Below are 22244 nucleotides of genomic sequence, written 5' to 3'. Positions count from 1 at the left end.
CATTATTGCCGGGACTTATTATTCTCCCGGCGATAATGCAAATATGTTTTGTAAAACTTTATGTCTTTCAGCAAAAAACATCAGCAACAAGCATCGGAGATACAACCATGAGTAATAGTACAAAAAGCCGGATACCGCAGATCCGCCCCAGTCAGTTTGAGGATTCTATAAATAACGTTTTTAATAAAAGTGTTAACTTATTCAGAGGTGATGTTAACCTTGCTTTTGATCTCGTCTCATTAAAAGGGAGAAACGGGTTAAATGCAAAAGCTACAGCCATTTACGGCAGCAATATAAAGGGTGACATTAACCGTTCAAACGCATCTTCACCGACTGGTATTCTGGGCTTAGGCTGGTACCTTCCTTTTGACCGCATCGAAGTAAGAGACCGGGACAACGCCTCTATTAATGACAATCAGTACTATTTATATACCGACAATACATCAGTTGAACTTGTGGCAACTGCTAACAGATGGACACGCACAACACTGTCAAAAAACAACATAGAAGATCTAAATCAGTCAAAAATAAGCGAATCCTTTGTTTCTGAATTCATAGAAGCGGGATTGATACTTAATATAAATTCAGATGTCGAAGTCATTTTAAAAGATCAGGAGTGGCAGATTTCTGACGCTGTCAATCAGCGGAGCTTCAGCATTACAAACGAACCGGACAATCTTTCAGTCTCACCAGCAGGACTTGTATTTGAAGCATTCCAATATGACTTCAGCCATATTGTATATTACAAGCAGTATGAACGCTGGGAAATTGTTAAAGACAACGGTACCAGCTACTTTTACGGAGGTAATGACGACCCGGCCAATAATATCCAGTGGAAAGTAAGATGGGGTAACTGGTCAGGGAAATCAGCTTTAGCCAAATCATCAGACGGTAATAAACTGCAAACCCGCTATCCTGTGGCATGGAACCTTGTTGCCGTTGAAGATATATGGGGAGATACTATTTCATTTATGTATGAAACAGTAGAACAGCAAGTCGGAAAAGACGGACTCTGCTTCACTAAATCATGCTATTTGTCAAAGATCACTGATATGCTCAAACGTACGATATGTTTCAATTATGGTGAAAAAGAATACAATATTGATTCTCTGTCTGGAGCCAGAGAATACCTTGCACCGAACTGGGACTCACCTTATACAAAAGTTCCTGATAACTCCCCTTCTGCCTATCAGGACAAATACGAAACCCGTTATCTGGACAATATCACAGTTAATAACCCACAGAATGTAATGCTCTACAAAATCCAGCTGAGCTACACCCTTTCAAACTTCAGCAGTTACAAAGATGACAACCCTCTTTACGGAGATACTGTAAAAAGAACCTTAACAGGTATTCAGCGAGTTTTTGCAGATAATTGTTCTTCTCCCGGGCTTATAATGGCTTATTCTCCCTATGGGTCTGTTAACCCAGGCGCACTCTGTTCAGCAGTAACACCTAACGGTGCCAAAATAGACTATAAATACAAACAGCAGTCCCTCCCCTTATGCAACAGACAGTACAAAATTAGCAACCCCTGGCCGAAATCAGCAAAGCCCAGAGTCTGGTTTGGTGGTGATTATACCGTTAACCTGTGGCTAAACGAATCAACTGATCAGATCAACGTTGCGCTCTACACATGGGTTGGTTCGTGGCAGAAATGGGAACCCGAAACTCAGAATATTGATGCCGCATTTTCAATTGACAGTGTAAATGTTGTCACCGCAGAAGATTTTACCTGTCTCAGCTATTCCACCCCTCAAAGCGTTAAATCATATATACACGTTTATCATAAAGATAACTGTCAGTGGGGGAAATGGCTGCAAACACCTCCAATTACTATAAACAGCACAAATATGCAGTTGGCTGCAGGTGATAATTTTTTCGTTATATGTGATCAGGACAACCGCGTACTCAAAAGATATACGTGGAACTGTTTTAATAAGTCATGGATAGTTGAAGATATCTCTTCTGATCTTAAAAACAGTTCTCCGAACAGCAAACCCTACTTAACAGCTACTGGCAAACATTATGCCCTTCTTGACTATGCTTCTGAAAGTGGCGGAGCACATAATAATCAGCTAGCCCTTTATTATCAGGACAATTTATATCAGTGGCATCACGGCGGAACAAAAGAGATGAAGTTTACAATCGGCGGTTATAACCCAGATAACTCATTCGGCTTTTACACCAGCGGATCTTTTATCGCCCTAACCTATATCACTAAAGAGGTCTCACTAAGTTTCGATTATACGGTTAAGATTATAAGCTGGGATGAAACATTCGGTTCGGTCACGGAGAAAGATTTTTCCTACAAACTGCCAAAAAGCAATCCGTCAGGAGTTATCACTATCCCTTTCATAGCTAAATTTGTTAACAACAGCATGATAGTCTCCGGGCCAAACCTGCTGCGGTACAACGGAGAACAATGGCTGCAAAACAGCGGGTTGGATTTCCGTGATACATGCAGTGATAAAGATATAAACTGGTTTGCATACGGAGATGACTACGCTATTGCCACCAGCAACCGTGAATATGCTGTGGAGTCAAGACTGGTCGCCTTTGACGCCAATACAGATGTGACTGATTGGAACAGCAAAGGTGTACCTCTTTATAGCAAAAACGATCCTACTTCTGACAGAAAACGGCACTATTTCCCCACCGCCGGCGCTGATATTGCAACAATGGGCAACCGCATTTACCACCGCGGCTCTCAGTGCAGTTGGGAAAATGCCGTCAGCGATTATCAGGAAGTTCCCTATGATATCGACAGTACAAGCATGATCAATCAGGGACCTCGTTTTATTTCTTACCTGAATATCGATGGCGACACAGCAAAAAATACAACAGAGCTGCCGTTGCTGAACCAGTTTCTGGGTGAGCAATATACTCTTAATCAGCGGTATTTTACGCAGATTAATGCTGACGGTTCGATCAGGTCAAACATTAATGGTCAGTTCCCGTCAGGTCTATCGACCTTTGTAACTTATCTGCCACTGGATAAAGATTTCAATAGCGCAGATACAATTACACTTAACCGTTATCTTGACAATACACTTCAGGGCGACATGACGGATTACTGTGTGGACTCTATAAGTATTGACAACGGCTATACAGCAACAACTACAAAGTTTATTTTTGATATTAATACTGCTTCATGTGATCCGACAGGAGCAGTTTTCAAATATTACAAAAGTACTTACTATCCAGGTACTGACGATGTTTCGAGTCCCCGTTTTGGCTATACCGAACAACTCTATTATAACGGAATTGCTGACCAAAGCGGTGCATATACTTTCGAAACAGATAATCAGTCATCAGTGCTTATGGATGGGCAGCAGGTAGAACAAAAGATATTTGATGCCGATGGTAGACTTCTGCACCATGAACAACAGCAGTTAAACACTTTTACAAATATCTCCGTTGCAGGAAAATCTTATAATCTGTTCGGTGGGTATACAAGATGCGTTCAGAACACCAGCACAAAGGACGGACTGGTGGTCAGGACTTTATACCAGTATGACAGCCGGTTTGGTAAGCTGACTCAGGAATGCTTTGATAACGTAACCAGAAACAACACGGTTGAAACAGTATATAAATCCTATCAATACGCATTTCAGGCTTACCCCTGGTTTATAGGAAAGAATATTATAGACCTCCCCTTAAGCCAGTTTGATTCAATTTCAAACGCAGATGGCAATGAAGCACGAACAATCACATCAGGCAGTCTACAGCAGTATAAACCTTATGAAAGACAAGATCCTGAGTCTGGGACACCAGCTCCTACAGTTTGGGCCGGCTCTGAATCGTACGTTTTACAACAGGAGGTAAACAGCTCCGAGCTTCACGCAGGAAATCTGGCAAAAGCTGCTCCAGGACAGCAATGGCAGCTGGTCAATACTGTACTGGACAGAACCTTTTACGGTGTTATCACCAGTCAGAAAGACATTACGAAGCAAATAGAGACAACCATATGGGATAAAAATCAGCTTATGCCTGTGGCAACGTTTAACAATCCAGGGCTAAACACTTGCGACTTCATCGGTTTTGAACCTTATGAAGATTGCCAGGGGTGGCAGTTAAGTGGTTCGAAGGCTAAGCTGAGCGACAATATAATATATGGAGATGCATATACTGGGAGCAGTTGTTTCCAGCTGAAAGCACAAAATAAGTTAGAAAAAACAGCAGCATTACAACAATTAGAAACTGTAATTGTATCCGGCTGGATCAAAGCATCGCAAGGGTTCCTTAAGGAAAGCGGAAACGTCTATCTGGAAACTGGCTCAGATAATCCTGAAAAGATCGCTATTATCCCCGCTGGTGAAGAGAAATGGCTTTACTGGCAGGCGGTAATAAAGAAAAGCAGTAGTAACGAACAGTCACTGTCTGTATCAATAACTAACGAAAAAAATTCCGGTTATCTGCTTATTAACAATATCTTTATAGTTCCCCTTGCCTGTGAAATGGAGGCGAAGTTTTACGACCCTGTATACAGCGATGAAATCGCCTCGATAGGCAGTAACGCAGATACAAAGCGTTATGCCTATGACAGTATGCGTCAGAAATTTGCCGAGATCGGTCCTCAGGAAAATACTAAAAAAGGCTCAATCAGCTACAACACACGGGAATGGCAGGATTTATCACCTTATCAATACCCTCAGGATACCCCTTCAAGTGATCTTGAGATAATAGCAGCAGATGGAGGAATTTATGAGACATTCACAAGCGGTGAACAGACATGGAATACATGGCAGAGGGATCAGAATAAGTCATGGGCAATAAAAAACGGACAGTTATGTCACGCAGGCAGCAATAAAAACACAATAAAATGGCTATCCACGGCAAATACCGGCACATATGCAATTGGTCTAACTATTTCGTCACCTGACAGCGCTGGTACTGCTTTTTCCTTGGGCATAGGAGACAAACTTAACGCCAGTTGGGACATTAAAAACGGCTGGAAAATAGTGCTGAACGGAACCACCCATACAGACAAAACTGTAAATGGCAAAGTTCCGGTAAACGTTATGCTGATGCCCCTCAATGGTGCTGTTCTGCTCTTTGCAGGGGGCAGACAGGTATTTTCAGTAATCAATGACACTCAAATCAAAGGCGTATTCACCCTTTCAGCGAAGGGTAATATACAATTTTCGAACCCAGTAACTTTCCTCGCACCGCAGGTATCTGTGAACTATAAAAACGGAGACGGTCAGAAAATCCAGTCACAGGTTCTAAATAATACTAAGTGCCTTGTTAAAAATGTCCTCTATGACTCAATGTATAATATTATTGCTGAAACCAAAATCGCAGGCTTTGACAACACCCTGTTCGGCTACCGAAAAAGCTTTGTCAAAGGGTTTGACAGCTCTACAGGTGTTATGATAGGTGAAGTCAGCGACTATTATCCGGAAGATGAAGGGTATCCATACAGTGGTACTATTTATGAAGCCTCGCCACTGGCAAGACCTCTGAAAAAAGGACTCCCCGGCAAGGATTTTGCGATTACAGGAGATAATAAGCATAACATTCAGTTTTGTTATAACGTAACAGATCAGCAAAGCGTCGCAGGGATCAGTTATCATGCAGGTGATTTCCTTGTGACCTCAACAACAAATGCAAACAACACAACAGTTTACACAATCTACGACCGCAAAGGTCAGACACTGGGCAAACAGACAAATGACGGAAATGGCATGCTTGATGCCGTTCAGCAGGTGTTTGATTCTGCAGGCAATATAATACAGATTCTACATCCAAATTATTTCACTAATTCAGCCAGCGCAGATTCTTTTGTAACACAAAACACATACAACTTTCTGGGACAGCTTGAATCACGTATCACACCTGATGTCGGCGAAACTAAATATATATATGATCAGGTTGGGCGTATACGGTTTAGCACTACGGCAGAAACAACTAAAAAAGGGACTGTTCTTTACAAAAAATATGACGCTATGGGGCGTATAACAGAAGAAGGTGAAATGGTCTGTAAATGGGGTGATGGAACGCAGTTACAGGTCATTGCAGACAGCGACCCTCTCTATCCTCAAAGTCACAACTGGGAAACCCTGAACAGCTATGACGGCACCGGAGAAGACATAACTCTCCAGGGGCGCCTTTGGAAAACTGAAAAGCGCAGCGCTGATAATGTCATTATAGAAAATACTTACGGGTACGATAATTGCGGAAAGGCAAATGAGTGTATACTCACTATACCAAATCAAAAACAGCAGATTAGCCGATATACTTATAACAATCTTGGCAATATCATAGCTATTGATTACCCTGACGGAGCACAGGTTCCCAGAGTCTGTTACACATATAACGATATGGGGCAAAATATTGCAATAGGCACAAAAGATGAACCGGAGAAATTCGCTTCATACAGATATAATGCTGACGGCAGTCTTGCCGATGAAAAACTGAATTGTACCGGAGAAAAACCTCTATTACGGCAGATGTCTTACAACTCGCCCGGTTGGATTACAGACATAAATAACTCTTATGCTGACCAAAAACAGATACTGGAACATAAATTCAGCTATACCGCAGGCGGGTACAAAGGTGCAGGATATTTTAACGGCAATATAGCCAAAGTAACTAATACCGACTCAATAACTCCGGAAAACTCTTTTGAATACCTCTTTCAATATGACTCGAAAGGTCAGTTAACCGTTGCTCAACACACTACCAATCCGGCTTACAGCATAGGAACAGGTGCACCCCTAAGTTTCGATGCAGCAGGTAATATCCTCACACTGCAACAAGGCGAACTGCTGAGGGACTACAGCTACCAACAGGGGAGCAACAAGCTGACAGCAGTTAAAACAGGAGACAGTGTTCAGAGCTTTAATTATGATAAAAGTGGCAATATCACTGGTACCTCAGACATAAACCTGATCAGCTATAATATGTTGAATAACCTGCCTTTCAAAGTCAGCAACACAGACGGAAGCGAGCTCACATTTGCATATAATGGTATTAATCAGCGTGTGATAAAGCGAAAAACTGACGGAACCCAGACTCTTTATGTACACGGTTTTAGCGATTGTCCTATTATGGAAATTACTAATGAAACAAAGCAATACATCTATGGTGTCGGTGGATTGACAGCGATGATAAACGATGACGGCGCTCACTATGTATTAAAAGATCATCAGGGGTCTGTACGCATGGTTATTTCCGAAAAAGGGAATGTAGAAACCACGCTGAACTATATGCCTTTTGGTCAGCTAATAGCAGACAGTTCCAATAATGCTGACTTCATCTCTTACCGTTATACAGGTCAGGAGTTTGACACCGAACTGATGCTGTACAACTATCGGGCGAGATTTTACGACCCCAATATTGGGCGGTTTTATTCATGTGATCCTAAATTTCAATATAACAGCCCATTTGTTTACAGTGGAAACAACCCTGTAAACCTCACTGACCCATCAGGCGACGAACTGGCTACATTTACGGTCATTCTTCTTATAGGTCTGGCTGTGGGGGCAGTCTTAGGTGCGGGAGCAGCCACCTATACAGGTATTAAAGCAGGACTGACAGGAGGAAAGCTTGCGGGCTATATTTTTGCCGGGGCAGCCGTCGGTGCAGCAGCGGGGGCACTATCTGCTGCCGGAGGTGTGGGTGCATTTGCCGCTGGGTCTGCCGCAGCAGCAGCAGCCACAACAACAGCCGGAGGTATCGCAGCTGGGGTTGCAGCAGGAGCTGGTGTTGGTGCCACCGTTGGTCTGGCTGTGGGAGCAACGCAAGGGGTCAGCCAGCATTTCATAAATGATGCTTTCGGTGTGGAGAATTCAGGAACATGGCAGCAATCACTGCTTTCAGGAGCTATAACAGGCGCTATCGGCGGCGCCATCGCCGGTGGTATGGCAGGAGCAGGAGGCGCAATGGCGACTCAGCAGGCAGCACGTTATCTGGAGATAACGGGAAGGAACGGATGGGCTTACAGTCCAAATTCTCTCAGTCAGGTCAGCAATGCATACAGCTCTTTCGGCTCTATGGGCGTTATCCCTCTCCCATCATTTGTCAGCCGTATACCTAACGTCAACATACCTTTAGCAGGAGGTTTACAGACTTTAGTTCTTGGCAAATTCAGTCTGCCTACTATCGCTACCGTAGTGGGCGCTTTAGCAAAACAAGCTGTTTCGCCTCTATTGCCCTCTTCCGGCAGCAGCAGCGGCAATGTCCAGTCACAATCCCCTGATCCGATGTTAACCTATTACGGTCAACGTGCTTATAATCCTTCAATGAGCGGAAGCATAGGCATGGAAGCATCTTTAGTTATGAACCCTGCAATGTGGAACAACAGTCAGGAATAGCACAACACGGAGAGAGACGCCCCCTCTACCGTTGAACTTTACTCAGGAGTTAATTATGAAATATGCAGATATCAGATATAATCAGGTCAGGCAGAAGAGCTCACATAATTCTTATCAGCGTCAGGAAAGCTATACTGGTCAGGCACTCTATTGGCGTTTGCGTTCTATGGAAATTGATATTCACAGTAGCAACAACAGTGCGCTATGGCCCCAGCTTATGGGGGACTGGTATGTTTATCATGCTTCTGTTGTTGATCAGGAGAGTTCTGTAAACACCTTTACAGACGCACTGGCAGTATTAAAGTCATTTCACATGGCAGTACCTGATCATGAAGTTGTAACCATATGGGTTGACCTGAAAGATAATTTCGTCACCAGCAGAGATCAGACACCAGAGTCACTGGATGAATTGATCATATCCGAGCTAGGCAGGGAAAACATATGGGGGCCACCGGATTTGATCGGCAGTGAACAAAACCTTCAGGCAGCAGTAGCAGCCTATAACTGGCCTTCTCTGGAAAGTCTTCAGGGTAAATTTATATTCGGATGTACAACAGGTGATCTTTCATCAATAAGCTCAGTGCTTAATCAATATGTTGAAAACGGTGCCACAGCCAACGAACGTTTATGTTTCGTTGCTCCTGAGCTGTCCAGTGCTGACGGCATTATAAGTCATAGTTATGCTGTCATGTTTAATCTGTCCTCCAGTCACACCGCCCTTGCTAAGGATGTTTTTGATGCCGGATTTGTCAGCCGTGCTTACGGTCTGAATTCTGAAAGCAGTTGGAATGTCGGCTGGGACAGCAATGCTAATCACCTCGGAACTAATAAGGTAAATGTATATCAAGATGAGTGGGCAAGAACAGACCTGCCAGAAACAGGTTATCCTTTTAGCGGTATTAATGTTGAGCTGGGAAGTGACCTTACAGAGCCGGGGCATCTTTATGCTATCAAAGTAAACTCTGGTGACATATGGAGCAAAAATGACAGTTTTTACTTTCAGTACAATAATGTTGAAACCTCAGATGATAATACGTTAACAGCTTTTGTTTCTAATCAGCAGTCACATGTTAACGGGTGGATCAAAGGTGGAATTATGGCAAGAAGCAGTATCTCTGATTCTGCGTCTTATATCGCTGTATTCCAGACAGGAGACCATAAAATCCGGATTCAATACAGGAGCCGGAGCGGCAACAGTACGAGCAATATCGATGCAGCAATACCAAATGGAGTTAATGGAAAACCTATAGTGAGCGATAACACACCAATATGGTTGAAACTGGATATTCAGAATAGCGGAAAATGGGGAGTAGCAAGCTATTCTGTCAACGGCAGTGAATGGTTGCAAATAGGACAAATAGGTGTTGATGAAAATCTGGTTCTGCAAGGCTGGGCTGCTTCGTCACACAACGTCGGTGAAATTAAATGGTTATTCGGTGGGAGCAACGCACCGGAACAAGGCAAAGCTATAGGTTCAAAAGCTTCCGGCAGATTTATCAGCAACAGCGGTGAAGCTGCGAGCCTTAACACCTGAAAAAGATACATAATAACTAAACACAGAACTGCCGGGTATCAGAAACGATATCCGGCAGTTAAATAATGATATCCTATAATCTAGTTTGAGACAGATTTAAGACAGTAACTGTCTTTGTCAAGTGCAGGGAGTATACCTAAATCTTTTATATAGTCCACAAGGGGTACATAATATAAAATTGACGTATCTTCATACACTGTGGGGTCATCTTCTCTGACTTCAGCAAAAGTAAGGTAATTGTCCTTTCCCTGAGCAGTAAATGAGTTTGTTGACACCGTATATATCGTGTCATTTTCTATATTTGACCAGACACCCGTTAATCTGTCTTGAACTTCAACGTCAGTGATCACGCCATATTCTCCTCCGCTCAGGTTTACATCATACCGGAGCCCTGAAGCATAAGGGAAAGCACCTGTTGAACCTGAATGTAATGAATAATATGCTCCTTCGTTAAGGACTTTAACAATATCAGAACCTTTCATATCTATCATTACTACTGTATTTGAAAAAGGCAGAACCTCAATAATCTGTGCCATTGTTATGTCCCCTTGAAGGAGTGAAGCCCTTACACCACCCGCATTCTGAATGGCAACATCAATTGCCGGATTAGTATTTTTAAAAGCATCCGCTACCACCTGTCCGGCATAACTTCCTGAAGGTGTGTCACCTGAGGCAAAAGCGGTAGGAATTCTTGTGTTATCCATTGTTACAGTGATTTCACCAACAACTTCATTCTGAGTAGCTTCCATCTCAGCTTTGTAAGGTGCAATAATATTTTCTATTGTCGGGTTCACATCCGCAACTCTGAGAATAGGATCAGCGTCTATGGTCTGTAAAATTTCTGCCTTCACATCAGCAGACACTTCGACATATGCATCACTCGCATCTTTACGGAGAAAAGTATCACTTACGGGGATAACTATATTACCTCCAACCTTTTCAACTATACCCTCAGCTGTGAAATCCACATCAAGGATGCCCACAGCTCTGGCATAGCACCATGCTGTAACAACATATACAGGGTCTCCTGTGGGACCTGTGACAAGTGTCGGGTATTCGCCTATTGTATCAATATCAGATATTCCGTCATGAGTGTATCCGTCAAATGGTCCTGTCTGGTCATTGGCATAAGACTGAGCCAGCCCTATTTTCTCAAGCTGTGCCTCATCACCTATAAGATTGTGTGTATCTCCGCCTACAATTATGTCCAGACCTGGTACGTTCTGAGCAAAGATTATGTCATTATAGTAGCCCACGTGGCTCACAAGAATTATTTTATTAACATTCTGAGCTTCAAGCTCTGCAACAGCTTCATTCGCTGCTTCTATCTCTTCTGTGAATGTTACATCATCGGAAACAAAGGATGAATTTTTTGTTTTCTCAACTTTCAATATCCCGATAATGCCAACTTTTTCACCATCTATTTCTTTGATAATGTAGGGTTTTATATCATCTTTAACAGCATAAAGAGGGCTTGCCTCTTCAGGAGTCATATTAGAAGAAAGTATAGGAAAATTCGCCATTTGAATAAGCTCTGCAAGACGTCCATCGCCTTCATCAAATTCGTGGTTTCCCAGAGTATATCCATCAAGAGCAAGTTCATTAAACACCTTAAAGTCAGGTTCACCTTTAAAAAGTGAAAAATAAAGTGTTCCGCTCAGCTCACCGCTGTTGACTACGATACTGTTATCATTGCGCTCTTCCTGTATAACAGTAGATAGTCTTGAAAAACCGCCCATCTCAACACGGGTATCGACATCATTAATTTTAAGATCATATGCTGCACTCTCAAGATAAGAGTGATGATCATTTGTGTGAATAACCCTGACTGATACAGCGCTTGCTTGTTTGCTGCCGCTGTCCCCGCCGCAACCAGCCAAAATAAAGAGAATTGCAATAGCTGCAATAATTTGCTTCAACTTTGTGAAATGCATATCAGATCACCTCCATAATATTAGGTCTGCATAATAATTAAAATACCTAATATAATTGTCAGTGAAATTTAAATTTATTTACTTATTAAAAGAAGATATAAAACCAGGGCATATACATCGCAGGAATGCTTGCTGCTTAAGATGATTCTTATATCAGCAGAAATACTAAGAGCGGACAGTACCTTATCGACTCAGGATGTTTTCCACTGCCCTTTTAACATCCGCAGTGCTATAAGATTCGTTACCACAGCCAACATCAGCAAAAGGTTCATAATCTTCGAGCCTTTCAACCAGCTCATCAATAAGACTTATGTCTGTGAATTTAGTTTTATTGTCATAAATGTATTTAATCTGTTCGAGAACAGAATCAGGAAGGTCTTCATCTCTTGCTGCTCTGATAGCTTCTTTCAGCATTTTGTCAAAAACGTCCATAACACACCCCGGTTAAGCACATATGCCATAAACTATATATAGATCATTTTACAGTAATTTTAAAGCGGTTTCGCACCAAAACCTATAATGCTTAAATTTAAAATTAAAAACACTGGTAGCATTGCATTTATCTGGAATTGTTGTATAACAGTATTCCTATTGATATTAGTGTTATGCGATGTCAGATTGCTTCGTCACGCTGTTTCTCGCAATAACGATCGTACGTATCGCAAACCTCTTCAAAAGTCATTGCGAATGTATGTGAAGCAATCTCAAATAGTTTAATATAGAGGGATACACAAAATGCATTTAGTTATTTTCGACATGGACGGGACTGTCATAGATACAATATATGATATTCATCAATCACTTCTCAAAACACTTTCAGATTACGGCTTTTCACCTGTAACACTGGATATGACAAAAGAATATGTCGGAATGGGAATGAGACAGCTTGTTATAAACGCTGTTGGCAAACAAAATTTCCGTGACGAAATCGAAACACATTTCAGAACCATCTACAACGAACATATGATGGATAACACCTGCATAATGAAGGGCTTTGACGAGGTATTCAAATACCTTGAAACAACAAATGTTAAGTCAGTTATACTTTCCAATAAAAACCGTTCCATCAGTGACGACATGGTGAAACATTTCGGTATTGAAAAATATTTTGTCGGCTGGTACGGAGGAGATAGCTTTGGTGTGAAGAAACCCAACCCTTATGGAGTTTCCAGAATTATATCTGAGCAGGGCGTTACACCTGAGGAAACTATAATGATAGGAGACAGTTCAAGCGATATATCCGCCGGAGCCGGTGCAGGGGCTAAAACTTGCTTTTGCACATATGGATATGGTAATCTGAAAAATGTGACGGCAGACTTTACTGCTGATTCTCCCTATGATCTTGTCAAAATTCTGGAGGCTCTAAATTGAAAAGAAAAGCTTACTATGCAGACTATATATACTTCGAGGGAAAGATTCACAATGACTGCTACCTACTTGTCACTGGTGATAAAATTCAAGGAATATCAAATCATGCTGACGAGGAAGGCGCCAGCGGTTATGACATTGAACACTTCCATAACTCTGCTATTTTCCCCGGACTCATAAACACACACACACACCTTCCTATGGGCTTTTTCAGAGGTATGGCAGACGACCTCCCCCTTATGGAGTGGCTGCAAAAACATATCTGGCCTGCTGAAGGTAAATGGCTCTCAGAAGACTTTGTACGTGAGGCATCAGAGCTTGCAGCAATAGAAATGATAAAATCAGGCACCACATCAAGTTGTGATATGTATTTTGTTTCAGACATTATAGCATCTGTTATCAAGACCAGCGGACTTAAAGCCGTTATAGGTGTCGGTGTGCTGGATTTTCCTACAAAGTTCGGTACCGGAGCAGAAGATTATATTTCTAAAGCATCTGACCTTTATCTTAAATATAAAGATTGCAGGCAAATAAACATCTCCCTTTGCCCACACGCCCCCTACACTGTCAGTCCTGATACTTATGCCAAATGCGTAGAGTTCTGTGGGAAGCATGACCTGCTGCTCCATACTCACCTAGCAGAAGCATCAGACGAACGACCGAATGCAATCGAAAAATACGGCAAATCAACTGTACAGATAATGGATGAAGTCGGGGCTTTCGACCTTAATAAATCTATATTTGCCCACTGTGTACACCTCACTCCCGATGAGATAGAGCTTATGGGGAGCAAAAAAGTTAATATCGCACTTAATATACAGAGCAACATGAAGCTTGGAAACGGTTTCGCACCAGCTCAGGCTCTTATGGATGCAGGAGCAAATCTCACCATAGGAACTGACGGTGCCGCCAGCAACAACGATCTGGATATGATAAGTGAAATGCAGACTCAGGCTCTCGTCCACAAAGGTGTTCAGCAAAGTGCAACAGCTTTTTCCGCTGACACCGTTCTCAGAATGGGCACATGCAACGGTGCAAAAGGACTCGGTCTAAAGAAAACGGGCGAATTGAAAAGGGGAAATATGGCGGACTTTATTGTAGTTTCCTTTGACGAACCTCATATGACTCCTGTCTACAACCCAGTATCCCATCTGGTATACTCAGCTAAATCAAGCGATATCACACACACTTATGTAAATGGGCAGTGCCTCATGAAAGATAGAGAAGTGCTAACTCTGGACGAAACAAAAGTTAAAGACAATGCCCGTAAATGGGCTCAGAAGATAAAAGATAACAAATAAGAGGATAATAAATGAAAGATTACAAAGAATACTCGAATCCCCTCTCGGAACGCTATGCAAGTCGTGAGATGCTCTACCTGTTTTCTCCTCACAAAAAATTTACGACATGGCGGAAGCTCTGGATAGCACTCGCAGAATCAGAAAAGGAGCTGGGGCTGAATATCACAGACGAACAAGTTTCAGAAATGAAAGCAAATGTTGAAAATATTGATTTTGAATACGCTGCACAGATGGAACGCAAATTCCGCCACGATGTTATGGCGCATGTCCATACATTCGGTGAGTGCTGCCCGAAAGCTATGCCCATTATCCACCTCGGGGCAACCAGCGCATATGTCGGAGACAATACAGATGCGATTGTTCTTAAGGAAGGTATGGAGCTTGTGCGGAAAAAACTTGTCAATGTTATGGATAACATGGCTAAATTTGCCCGCACGTATAAAAATGTCCCGACCCTCGGTTTTACTCACTTTCAGCCTGCCCAGCTAACAACTGTAGGCAAGCGTGCGTGCCTCTGGCTTCAGGATTTTGTACTTGATTTCGAAACACTGGAATTCGCCATAGAGAATATCCGCTTTCGTGGTGTCAAAGGCACTACCGGCACTCAGGCATCTTTCCTACATCTGTTTGACGGCGACCATGAAAAAGTCAAAACGCTGGACAAAATGGTTACAGAAAAGATGGATTTTGATAAAGTCCTCACAATCACTGGTCAGACATACACAAGAAAACAGGATACAAGGGTGCTTTCTGCCCTCGCCCAGATAGCTGAAACAACACATAAAATGGCTACTGACCTACGACTGCTCGCAAACCTGAAAGAGATAGAAGAACCATTCGAAAAAAATCAAATAGGGTCAAGTGCAATGGCTTATAAAAGAAACCCTATGCGCTGTGAACGTGTTTGCTCCCTCGCCCGCCATGTAATAAGCCTAAGTATGAATCCTTACATGACTCATGCAACACAATGGTTTGAAAGGACGCTGGACGATTCTGCAAACCGCCGTATCGGTATCTCTGAAGCTTTCCTGTGTATAGACGCTATACTTGAACTCCTTTATAATATTACATCTGGACTCGTTGTGTATGAACGCATGATAGAAAAGCGTGTTATGGAAGAACTCCCTTTCATGGCGACAGAAAACATCATCATGGAATCTGTGAAACGTGGCGCAGACAGGCAGGAGATGCACGAAGCCGTTCGAGTGGCATCCATGGAGGCGGGCAAACGTGTTAAAATGGAAGGTCAGTCAAATGATCTTCTCGACAGGCTTGCAGCAGAGAAATCTGTTCCGCTGAACAAAGAGGAAATCCTCGCCCTGCTCGACCCCATAAAGTTTGTCGGACGCGCTCCGGAGCAGGTTGACCAGTTTCTGGCAGAAGAGATTGACACTGTCACCAGCAAATATTCTGCACTGCTCGGCATGGATGTAGACATCAAAGTTTAATTATTCATCAAACTTTAACGCCCTTTGAGGCGGGTTGATATATAACAGAGGGGAGCTTATTATCAGGTTCCCCTTTTCTTTTCCTGCAAAAATATATCTACGGATATGCATAGATAATTATAATACTGCTCAAAATTTCTTTATATCATCAGAATTCGACGTTGCGTGTTCCTTCGGGGCGCCATGCGGGGGATATCGTTTTTGCTCCCCTCCTCTTACATTTCAGGACAGAAGCATAAGAGATAACCTGTTTTCCGTATTTATCGTTAATTTTATCAATCGCATCATATATATCCGGCCATCCTTGAAAGTCGTCCATGATATTTGACAGCATCACACACCCAGGCACAAGTGAGCCGAGAGATATTCCCAAAAGCCTTATAGGATAATCATCCCACAGCTCATCAAAAAGCGACATGGCTATTTCGTATATGTGATGCGTGGCAGACGTGAAAAAACCGAATGTGCGTCTTTTGCCTACAGTGCCCATTTCGCTGTCTCTGATAGTAAGATGAAGTGTTTTGCCTGAATAACCGTTTTTTCTGGCTCTGGCAGACACCATCTCTGAAAGCTGAAGGATATAACTCGCTGCCTCTTCCCTGCTGCGTATATCATGGGGGATTGTCATGCTGTGCCCTATGGACTTAACAGGTTCTTCTTTCTTTTGTTCGTTAACTCCGTCAGGATACCTGCCGCACGCCATCTCATATATGCGGCTGCCGTTTAGACCGAACATTTCGCAAAGTCTCTCCTCACCGAGCTGACGTAAATCTGCGGTGTTAAAGATACCCATATTGCGGAATCTGGCATCAAGCTTTCGTCCTATGCCCCATATCTTTCCCAGCTCAAAGCTGTCCATAAATTTCACAGCTTCGTCCGGTTCCACCATATAAAACCCGTCAGGCTTATTAATCCCTGATGCCATTTTAGCTACAAGCTTGTTTGGTCCGACACCCACTGAGCATGTAATATTAAATGTACGTTTAACATGGCTTTTGATCATATATGCAATGCCTACAGGATCTGTTCCGCAGTCAGAAATATCTAAGAAAGCTTCATCTATAGAATAAACCTCAACATTCGGAGTTATAGTGCGGAGGTATTTGGTTATCTCTGATGATACATGCGTATAGACTCTGTTAGAGGTGCAGACAAGCTGAACTGACGGACAAACTTTTACTGCCTCATACTTGCTCATCCCAGTACGGACACCGAGTGCCCGCGCCTCATAAGAACATGTAACAACAACAGTACGCTCACGTGCCCCTATCACCGCAATAGGCTTACCGCGCAGGTGTGGATTTGCCGCTTGCTCCACAGAAGCGAAAAATGCATCCATGTCCATACATAAAATCATTTACCGTCCCCTTCATCCATAGCTTCCAGATACCAGCAGGCATCCATTGCGCTGAAGGAAAGTTCGAAGACGTTGAACCCGTCGGTCACAGTGTATTTATGTATTATATCGGCACCTTCACGCTCTTTCCAGCGGTAGCATATCTCTTTCACTACAACTTTTTCTCCGTGGAAACTGAACCATACGGGTTTCGGGGAACTTTCGAAAACAGCACCGACACGTACCCGCTCATGCAGATTTAAGAGCATTTCCCCCTCCCCGGTTAATTTTGTTTACAAAAATACTATCATCGCTGTCAAAAGCGATCAGAATGAATATAAAAACAGAGTAGATTCATCAACTACAGAACGATTAAGCTATTACTGTCAATAAACCTTACGCAGGGTTAAAAACATGCCCGCCGTTTGCCATCCGCAGAACCATTTTCAGTGTGCCTATAACTTCGAAATCGTCATACTCGCCAACAGGAATAGGCTCGAAAGCTTCATTTGCAGGCATAAGGTAAATGCCTTCTGCGTTTTGTCGAAAAGTTTTGAGTGTCACTTCGCCATTAATGCGAAATGCACCGATCTGACCATTGGTAATAATAGGACCTGGCTTGATAAGTACATAGTCGCCATGCAAAATAGCCTCGTCCTTCATACTGTCCCCGTCCACCTTAAGAAAAAAGTGTCCGCCGGAGCGTATTGTCAGCCGATCCAGCTTCATATATCCTTCGATATTTTCTTCAGCCTCCACAGGTACACCGGCAACAATTCGCCCAACCACGGGGATTCCTCTGTTCGGCATCTCTATGCTTCTTGCGATACTTCCGGAACGGTTCAACAGTCCTTTTTCCGTGAGTCTGTCCAGCATTTTTTTGACGCTGGAGGTGGACGACAACCCCAGCCCTTTCGCTATTTCACGTATGGACGGGCTGTATCCGTTATCTCTGATAAAATCCTCGATAAACTGCATAAATTTTTTTTGTCGGTCTGTCATATCCCACCTCTCATAGCTTTAAAAGGTTGCTTCTGCGGCTCTGCTTCAGCCCGTTTCCCATATAAGCAAACATGTGTTCGCCTATATTTATTTTAATACAATACAGATGTATGTCAACAAAATTATTTTGATTGTCTGGAAAATTTAGCCGGAGGCAAACCAAGGGATTCCCTGAACATTTTAATAAAGGCGCTAAGACTTTGATAGCCAAGATCAAAAGCGATACTCGTAACATCGTCCCCTGCTTCCAGTCTTTTTATAGCTTCCTGAAGCCGGAGCCGCTTTCGCCACTCATAAAAAGTGAATCCGGTCTCTTTTTTAAAGAGTCGGGAAAGAGTTCTGGAACTTGCCCCTGCACCCACAGCCCAGTGATCGAGCCCTCTGCTGTCCCCAGGATTTTTCAAAAGCTCATTTAGTACATGTAAAAGACGCTGATCACCTGCGAGAGGTAGGCGAACATCTGTTTCTTTCATGTCTGCCAGCTCGTCTATTATCACTAGCATAAGACGGTAATAACTGCTGTCCGGAGAATAGCTTTCGGCAACGGCTGCTTTTTCCGACAGTTCCCGCAGCAGAGGCGATACCTCAAAAACCGTACAAGTTTCCGGTAAATTCTCTGTAACAGAAGGGTCGATAAAAAGATTACGCAGAATAACTTTTCCCGGAAAAAAGACTTCATGCTCAGCATATGGCGGAACCCATACAGCCTGCGAACTGGGAACAACCCACATGTCACTGCCGCATACAACACGCATAATGCCGCTTCCCGCATAAATGACCTGCCCTCTGGGGTGTGCGTGCGATGCGGCACAACCCGCATCTGTAACCTCCATAGCGAAAGGTATGACAGGCAGCATGGGGTCTATTATAAACCCAGTTTTAACAGGAGAGAGTTTTGTCATATTTTCACTATTCATTGTCATAACATAGCAAGAATGACAGACAGAAGCAATGTATACTGTTAAATGTCATGGAGGAAACATATGGATAAAAAAGCACAACATAACTCAGAAATAGTCAAACAATTCTCAAAACAGGCAATACCTTTCACCAAACTGCCTGGGCATATGGATGCGACTCAGCTTCTCATAAGTTTTTCCAAGGTAGATGCCACTGATAATGTAATTGACGTTGCATGTGGTCCCGGACTTGTAGTCTGCGAATTTGCAAAACACTGTAAAGAGATAACAGGTATAGATATTACACCGGAGATGATAAAGCTTGCCAAGGACAGACAGAGAGGGAAAGGTATCAGAAATATATTATGGAATATTGGTGACGCATACCCTCTTCCATATGCAGACAATACATTTTCACTGGTTATAACCAGATATAGCTTCCACCATTTTCTGAACCCGGGCGAAGCGCTGAAAGAGATCGTAAGCTTCCCCATTGAGTAGACATTCCAAATTTAGAGTTTTTCTGGCAAACTATAAAAGCTAGGAGGCTCATTTTGAAGAAATCACGATTCACCGAAACACAGATCATCTCGATTCTTAACGAAGCGGATGCCGGAATGCTGGTAAAAGATATCTGCCGTAAGCATGGTATATCTGACGCAACATATTACAACTGGAAATCTAAATACGGAGGCATGACTGCATCTGATCTTAAAAAGATGAAAGATATGGAGCAGGAGCTTTCTCAGCTAAAAAAGATGTATGCAGACCTCGCTTTAGAAAATAAAGCAATGAAGGACTTAATAGAAAAAAAGCTCTAAGGCCGCAGGAAAGACGTGATGCTGTTACTTTCTTGGTAAATGAGCATAGTCTTTCTGTTTCACAGAGCTGCCGTTGTGCAAGTCTCTCAAGGTCGGCCTATTATAAGCCTGTTGTTGTTAATACAGACGATATTCTTGTGATAAATGCGCTGAATGAACTTGTAAAGAAGCACTCTCGTTGGGGCTTCTGGAAGCTCTTTAAGGTGCTTAGGAAGAAGTATCCTTGGAATCATAAACGAGTCTACAGGGTTTACTGCCAGATGAAGCTTAATCAGAAGCGCAGGGCAAAGAAAAGACTGCCTAAAAGGGAGAATAATTCTCTGTTTGTGCCAGAACTGCCTAATCAGGTTTGGTCAGCAGACTTTGTAAGTGACAGCCTGTATTCTGGAAAAAGATTCAGGACGTTTAATATCATAGACGATTGCAACAGGGAAGCAGTGCACATTGAGATAGATACTTCTCTTACAAGCAGAAGGCTTATCAGCGTATTTGAGAAGATCAGCCTAGAGAGAGGATTACCGGAAGTACTTAGATGCGATAATGGCCCAGAGTTTCTGGGGGCAGAGTTCGTGTCTTGGGCTGAAGATGCTGGAATGAAGATTATGTATATCCAGCCAGGCAAACCGAACCAGAACGCCTACATAGAGAGATTTAACAGAACTTATCGTACTGAGGTTCTTGACCTGTATCTGTTTGATAATTTAGCAGAGGTAAGGGAAGTTACCTACTGGTGGATGATTGAGTACAACGAGGAACGTCCACACGATGCTCTTGACGATATGACACCGATAGAATATATGATGAAGAAACAGAAAACTCTAGTTTAGAACTGTCCTCCTCAAGGGGAAGCTTACGAGATGATAAGAGTCTGCAAGCCCGAAGGGAGGGTTCTAGTTGCTGATGTGGCTTTAAACCCTGAGCACTCAGCAGCCTATGATAAACTTGAAATTATACGTGACCCAACCCATACTCATGCTCTGACGACAGAAGAATTTTATAAATTATTTCAGACTGACAGCCTTCAGAATTGCACCCAGACAAGTTACGAGATAGACATAGAGCTGGAATCACAAATCAGAGCATCTTTCCCTGCTGAAGGTGACGAAAAAACTCTGCGAGATATGATTACTAATGACATAGGCGTTAACAGGCTGGGCATTAATGCAAGGAGATCCGGTGATGAGATAATTTACACTGTACCTATCGGTGTTTACATGGGATATAAGCTATAGATCGAGCTCTGATAAATCTTCTGAAACTTCTCTCAGAAAGAACTTGCTGTGTAACAGACTTTCCGTCTTCGAACAACGAATATAACGTATGCGGTACAAAATGGCTTTGTGCCGCTGTTTTTGAATCCAGCTTTACTATTGTCAGTTTTTTATTAGCCTGAGCTGCAAGCTCTTTGAGAACGATATTTATGTAATAGTCGTTATAGGGGCAGGCATCGGTATAGTAAACAGCAAGCCCCTCAGTTATGTCACACCCCCCATTTCTGGCGCAGTCTTTAAACTTAGGCAGAGGAGCTGACTTGTCGAAGGGTTTATACATAGCTCAAAATATGGTTCTGCTGTGTCGCAGACTTTAAAGCCGTTTTTAAGAAAGAAATTTTTATCAGAAACGAAGGGCTTCTTTTTATTAGTTGTAACAACAACGACCCCATTCATCCCGTCAGCATCCAGAGGGCTCCACGCATTAACAGCCGGAACATATTCTATGAAGGCTTTCCCTCTGACGTCAGCTTTCCGAAATACATACCCATCCTGAAATCTTTCCGTATGATATTCAGAAATCACCTCAGTCGAGTTCTTGGCAGGTGAAATCCTTCATTACAACTTTTGTCATATTTTCTATACCATAGTTTTCAGCATAGCCATTTTTGAGTGACTTTATCATTGCCGTCTGCCCTTCCGGTGTCAGAGCCTCTTTTGCAGTCATCTCACGAAGTGGCTTGGCGAGAAAAACTCCGACGTTATAACGTAGTTTCATAACCAGCTTGGCATTCTTTTTCTTAGGGAAATATATTTCTAAATTAGTAAAACAGTTGGTTCCGTGTTTATCTCTGCTTTCGTAAAGGTTCAGATTGTCCATATAGAGGATATAGCCGTCCTCTTCAACGTCTGCCTTGCGTATCCCCATAGAGCTGAATTCGCCAATAGGAACATCCATAGCTTTATCAAACTTATCAGTGACTCCGGTTTGTTTAACACTTAATGTAACTACAAAATATGCGAGAATGAGGACTATCACAGATCCCATCAGGTATTTGATCATTATATT

General features: G+C 42.7%; 16 protein-coding genes. 8 read left to right on the top strand and 8 right to left on the bottom strand.

From position 1 onward, the window contains the following. The first annotated feature begins 107 nt into the window (after window positions 1–107). Complete coding sequence (locus tag DACET_RS06955) at window positions 108–8321, top strand: RHS repeat domain-containing protein (protein ID WP_013010675.1); 8214 nt, start codon at window positions 108–110, stop codon at window positions 8319–8321. A 55-nt stretch (window positions 8322–8376) separates the two neighbouring features. Next, window positions 8377–9855: a Ca2+-dependent phosphoinositide-specific phospholipase C gene (locus DACET_RS06950; protein ID WP_013010674.1), complete on the top strand. Its 1479-nt coding sequence runs from the start codon at window positions 8377–8379 to the stop codon at window positions 9853–9855. An 80-nt stretch (window positions 9856–9935) separates the two neighbouring features. Here DACET_RS06950 and DACET_RS06945 read toward each other — a convergent pair whose 3' ends face one another. Together DACET_RS06945 and DACET_RS06940 are read right to left on the bottom strand one after the other, a co-directional pair. Next, a complete protein-coding gene (locus DACET_RS06945) occupies window positions 9936–11789 on the bottom strand; it encodes a 5'-nucleotidase C-terminal domain-containing protein (protein ID WP_013010673.1) in 1854 nt (617 codons plus the stop codon). Between the two features lie 183 nt (window positions 11790–11972). Beyond that, window positions 11973–12221, bottom strand: coding sequence for a GSU3529 family protein (locus DACET_RS06940; protein ID WP_013010672.1), 249 nt, complete (start codon window positions 12219–12221; stop codon window positions 11973–11975). A gap of 303 nt (window positions 12222–12524) precedes the next feature. Between DACET_RS06940 and DACET_RS06935 the strand changes: the two genes are divergently transcribed. Genes DACET_RS06935 through purB form a run of 3 tightly spaced genes read left to right on the top strand, consistent with a single transcriptional unit; the run spans window position 12525 to window position 15906 of the window. Beyond that, on the top strand, window positions 12525–13160 hold the full coding sequence (locus DACET_RS06935; RefSeq protein WP_013010671.1) for an HAD family hydrolase: 636 nt from the start codon (window positions 12525–12527) through the stop codon (window positions 13158–13160). Further along, entirely contained in the window at window positions 13157–14458 is a 1302-nt protein-coding gene (locus tag DACET_RS06930; protein ID WP_013010670.1) for an amidohydrolase family protein, read from the top strand. Before DACET_RS06935 ends, DACET_RS06930 begins: the two co-directional genes overlap by 4 nt. A gap of 11 nt (window positions 14459–14469) precedes the next feature. Further along, entirely contained in the window at window positions 14470–15906 is a 1437-nt protein-coding gene (purB, locus tag DACET_RS06925) for an adenylosuccinate lyase (protein ID WP_013010669.1), read from the top strand. Between the two features lie 148 nt (window positions 15907–16054). Here the strand turns inward: purB and dinB are convergent, their stop codons facing one another. From dinB to DACET_RS06905, 4 genes are all read right to left on the bottom strand, one after another. Continuing rightward, the gene (gene dinB / locus DACET_RS06920) at window positions 16055–17263 is read right to left on the bottom strand and encodes a DNA polymerase IV (RefSeq protein ID WP_013010668.1); all 1209 of its coding nucleotides are present in this window, start codon (window positions 17261–17263) and stop codon (window positions 16055–16057) included. Then, window positions 17260–17511, bottom strand: coding sequence for a hypothetical protein (locus DACET_RS06915; protein ID WP_013010667.1), 252 nt, complete (start codon window positions 17509–17511; stop codon window positions 17260–17262). Before DACET_RS06915 ends, dinB begins: the two co-directional genes overlap by 4 nt. Before the next feature lie 127 nt (window positions 17512–17638). Then, a complete protein-coding gene (gene lexA / locus DACET_RS06910) occupies window positions 17639–18244 on the bottom strand; it encodes a transcriptional repressor LexA (RefSeq protein ID WP_013010666.1) in 606 nt (201 codons plus the stop codon). A 122-nt stretch (window positions 18245–18366) separates the two neighbouring features. Next, a complete protein-coding gene (locus DACET_RS06905) occupies window positions 18367–19161 on the bottom strand; it encodes an AraC family transcriptional regulator (protein ID WP_211204110.1) in 795 nt (264 codons plus the stop codon). A 66-nt stretch (window positions 19162–19227) separates the two neighbouring features. Here DACET_RS06905 and DACET_RS06900 point away from each other — a divergent pair, with 66 nt between their 5' ends. From DACET_RS06900 to DACET_RS06885, 3 genes are all read left to right on the top strand, one after another. Then, a complete protein-coding gene (locus DACET_RS06900) occupies window positions 19228–19644 on the top strand; it encodes a class I SAM-dependent methyltransferase (protein WP_052293515.1) in 417 nt (138 codons plus the stop codon). A 53-nt stretch (window positions 19645–19697) separates the two neighbouring features. Beyond that, a protein-coding gene (locus DACET_RS06890; protein ID WP_148214147.1) for an IS3 family transposase occupies window positions 19698–20791 on the top strand; the annotation gives its coding sequence in 2 pieces (ribosomal slippage) (window positions 19698–19959 and window positions 19959–20791; 1095 coding nt in all). 30 nt (window positions 20792–20821) lie between these two features. Continuing rightward, window positions 20822–21196: a hypothetical protein gene (locus DACET_RS06885; protein ID WP_052293514.1), complete on the top strand. Its 375-nt coding sequence runs from the start codon at window positions 20822–20824 to the stop codon at window positions 21194–21196. Here DACET_RS06885 and DACET_RS15975 read toward each other — a convergent pair. Together DACET_RS15975 and DACET_RS06875 are read right to left on the bottom strand one after the other, a co-directional pair. Then, window positions 21165–21515, bottom strand: coding sequence for a YoaP domain-containing protein (locus tag DACET_RS15975; RefSeq protein WP_083772366.1), 351 nt, complete (start codon window positions 21513–21515; stop codon window positions 21165–21167). The two genes, DACET_RS06885 and DACET_RS15975, sit on opposite strands and share 32 nt — an antisense overlap. A 246-nt stretch (window positions 21516–21761) precedes the next feature. Continuing rightward, the gene (locus DACET_RS06875; protein ID WP_013010664.1) at window positions 21762–22238 is read right to left on the bottom strand and encodes a hypothetical protein; all 477 of its coding nucleotides are present in this window, start codon (window positions 22236–22238) and stop codon (window positions 21762–21764) included. Between the last annotated feature and the right edge of the window lie 6 nt (window positions 22239–22244).

The organism is Denitrovibrio acetiphilus DSM 12809, assembly GCF_000025725.1.
GTDB lineage: Bacteria > Chrysiogenota > Deferribacteres > Deferribacterales > Geovibrionaceae > Denitrovibrio > Denitrovibrio acetiphilus.
This window is presented reverse-complemented; position numbering and strand designations above follow the sequence as displayed.

What these genes read in the sequence shown, in the direction of transcription:
- DACET_RS06955 (WP_013010675.1), top strand. Translation starts at nt 108, where the DNA reads ATGAGTAATAGTACAAAAAGCCGGATACCGCAGATCCGCCCCAGTCAG.
- DACET_RS06950 (WP_013010674.1), top strand. Translation starts at nt 8,377, where the DNA reads ATGAAATATGCAGATATCAGATATAATCAGGTCAGGCAGAAGAGCTCA.
- DACET_RS06945 (WP_013010673.1), bottom strand. Translation starts at nt 11,789, where the DNA reads ATGCATTTCACAAAGTTGAAGCAAATTATTGCAGCTATTGCAATTCTC.
- DACET_RS06940 (WP_013010672.1), bottom strand. Translation starts at nt 12,221, where the DNA reads ATGGACGTTTTTGACAAAATGCTGAAAGAAGCTATCAGAGCAGCAAGA.
- DACET_RS06935 (WP_013010671.1), top strand. Translation starts at nt 12,525, where the DNA reads ATGCATTTAGTTATTTTCGACATGGACGGGACTGTCATAGATACAATA.
- purB (WP_013010669.1), top strand. Translation starts at nt 14,470, where the DNA reads ATGAAAGATTACAAAGAATACTCGAATCCCCTCTCGGAACGCTATGCA.
- dinB (WP_013010668.1), bottom strand. Translation starts at nt 17,263, where the DNA reads ATGATTTTATGTATGGACATGGATGCATTTTTCGCTTCTGTGGAGCAA.
- DACET_RS06915 (WP_013010667.1), bottom strand. Translation starts at nt 17,511, where the DNA reads ATGCTCTTAAATCTGCATGAGCGGGTACGTGTCGGTGCTGTTTTCGAA.
- lexA (WP_013010666.1), bottom strand. Translation starts at nt 18,244, where the DNA reads ATGACAGACCGACAAAAAAAATTTATGCAGTTTATCGAGGATTTTATC.
- DACET_RS06905 (WP_211204110.1), bottom strand. Translation starts at nt 19,161, where the DNA reads ATGAATAGTGAAAATATGACAAAACTCTCTCCTGTTAAAACTGGGTTT.
- DACET_RS06900 (WP_052293515.1), top strand. Translation starts at nt 19,228, where the DNA reads ATGGATAAAAAAGCACAACATAACTCAGAAATAGTCAAACAATTCTCA.
- DACET_RS06885 (WP_052293514.1), top strand. Translation starts at nt 20,822, where the DNA reads ATGATAAGAGTCTGCAAGCCCGAAGGGAGGGTTCTAGTTGCTGATGTG.
- DACET_RS15975 (WP_083772366.1), bottom strand. Translation starts at nt 21,515, where the DNA reads ATGTATAAACCCTTCGACAAGTCAGCTCCTCTGCCTAAGTTTAAAGAC.
- DACET_RS06875 (WP_013010664.1), bottom strand. Translation starts at nt 22,238, where the DNA reads ATGATCAAATACCTGATGGGATCTGTGATAGTCCTCATTCTCGCATAT.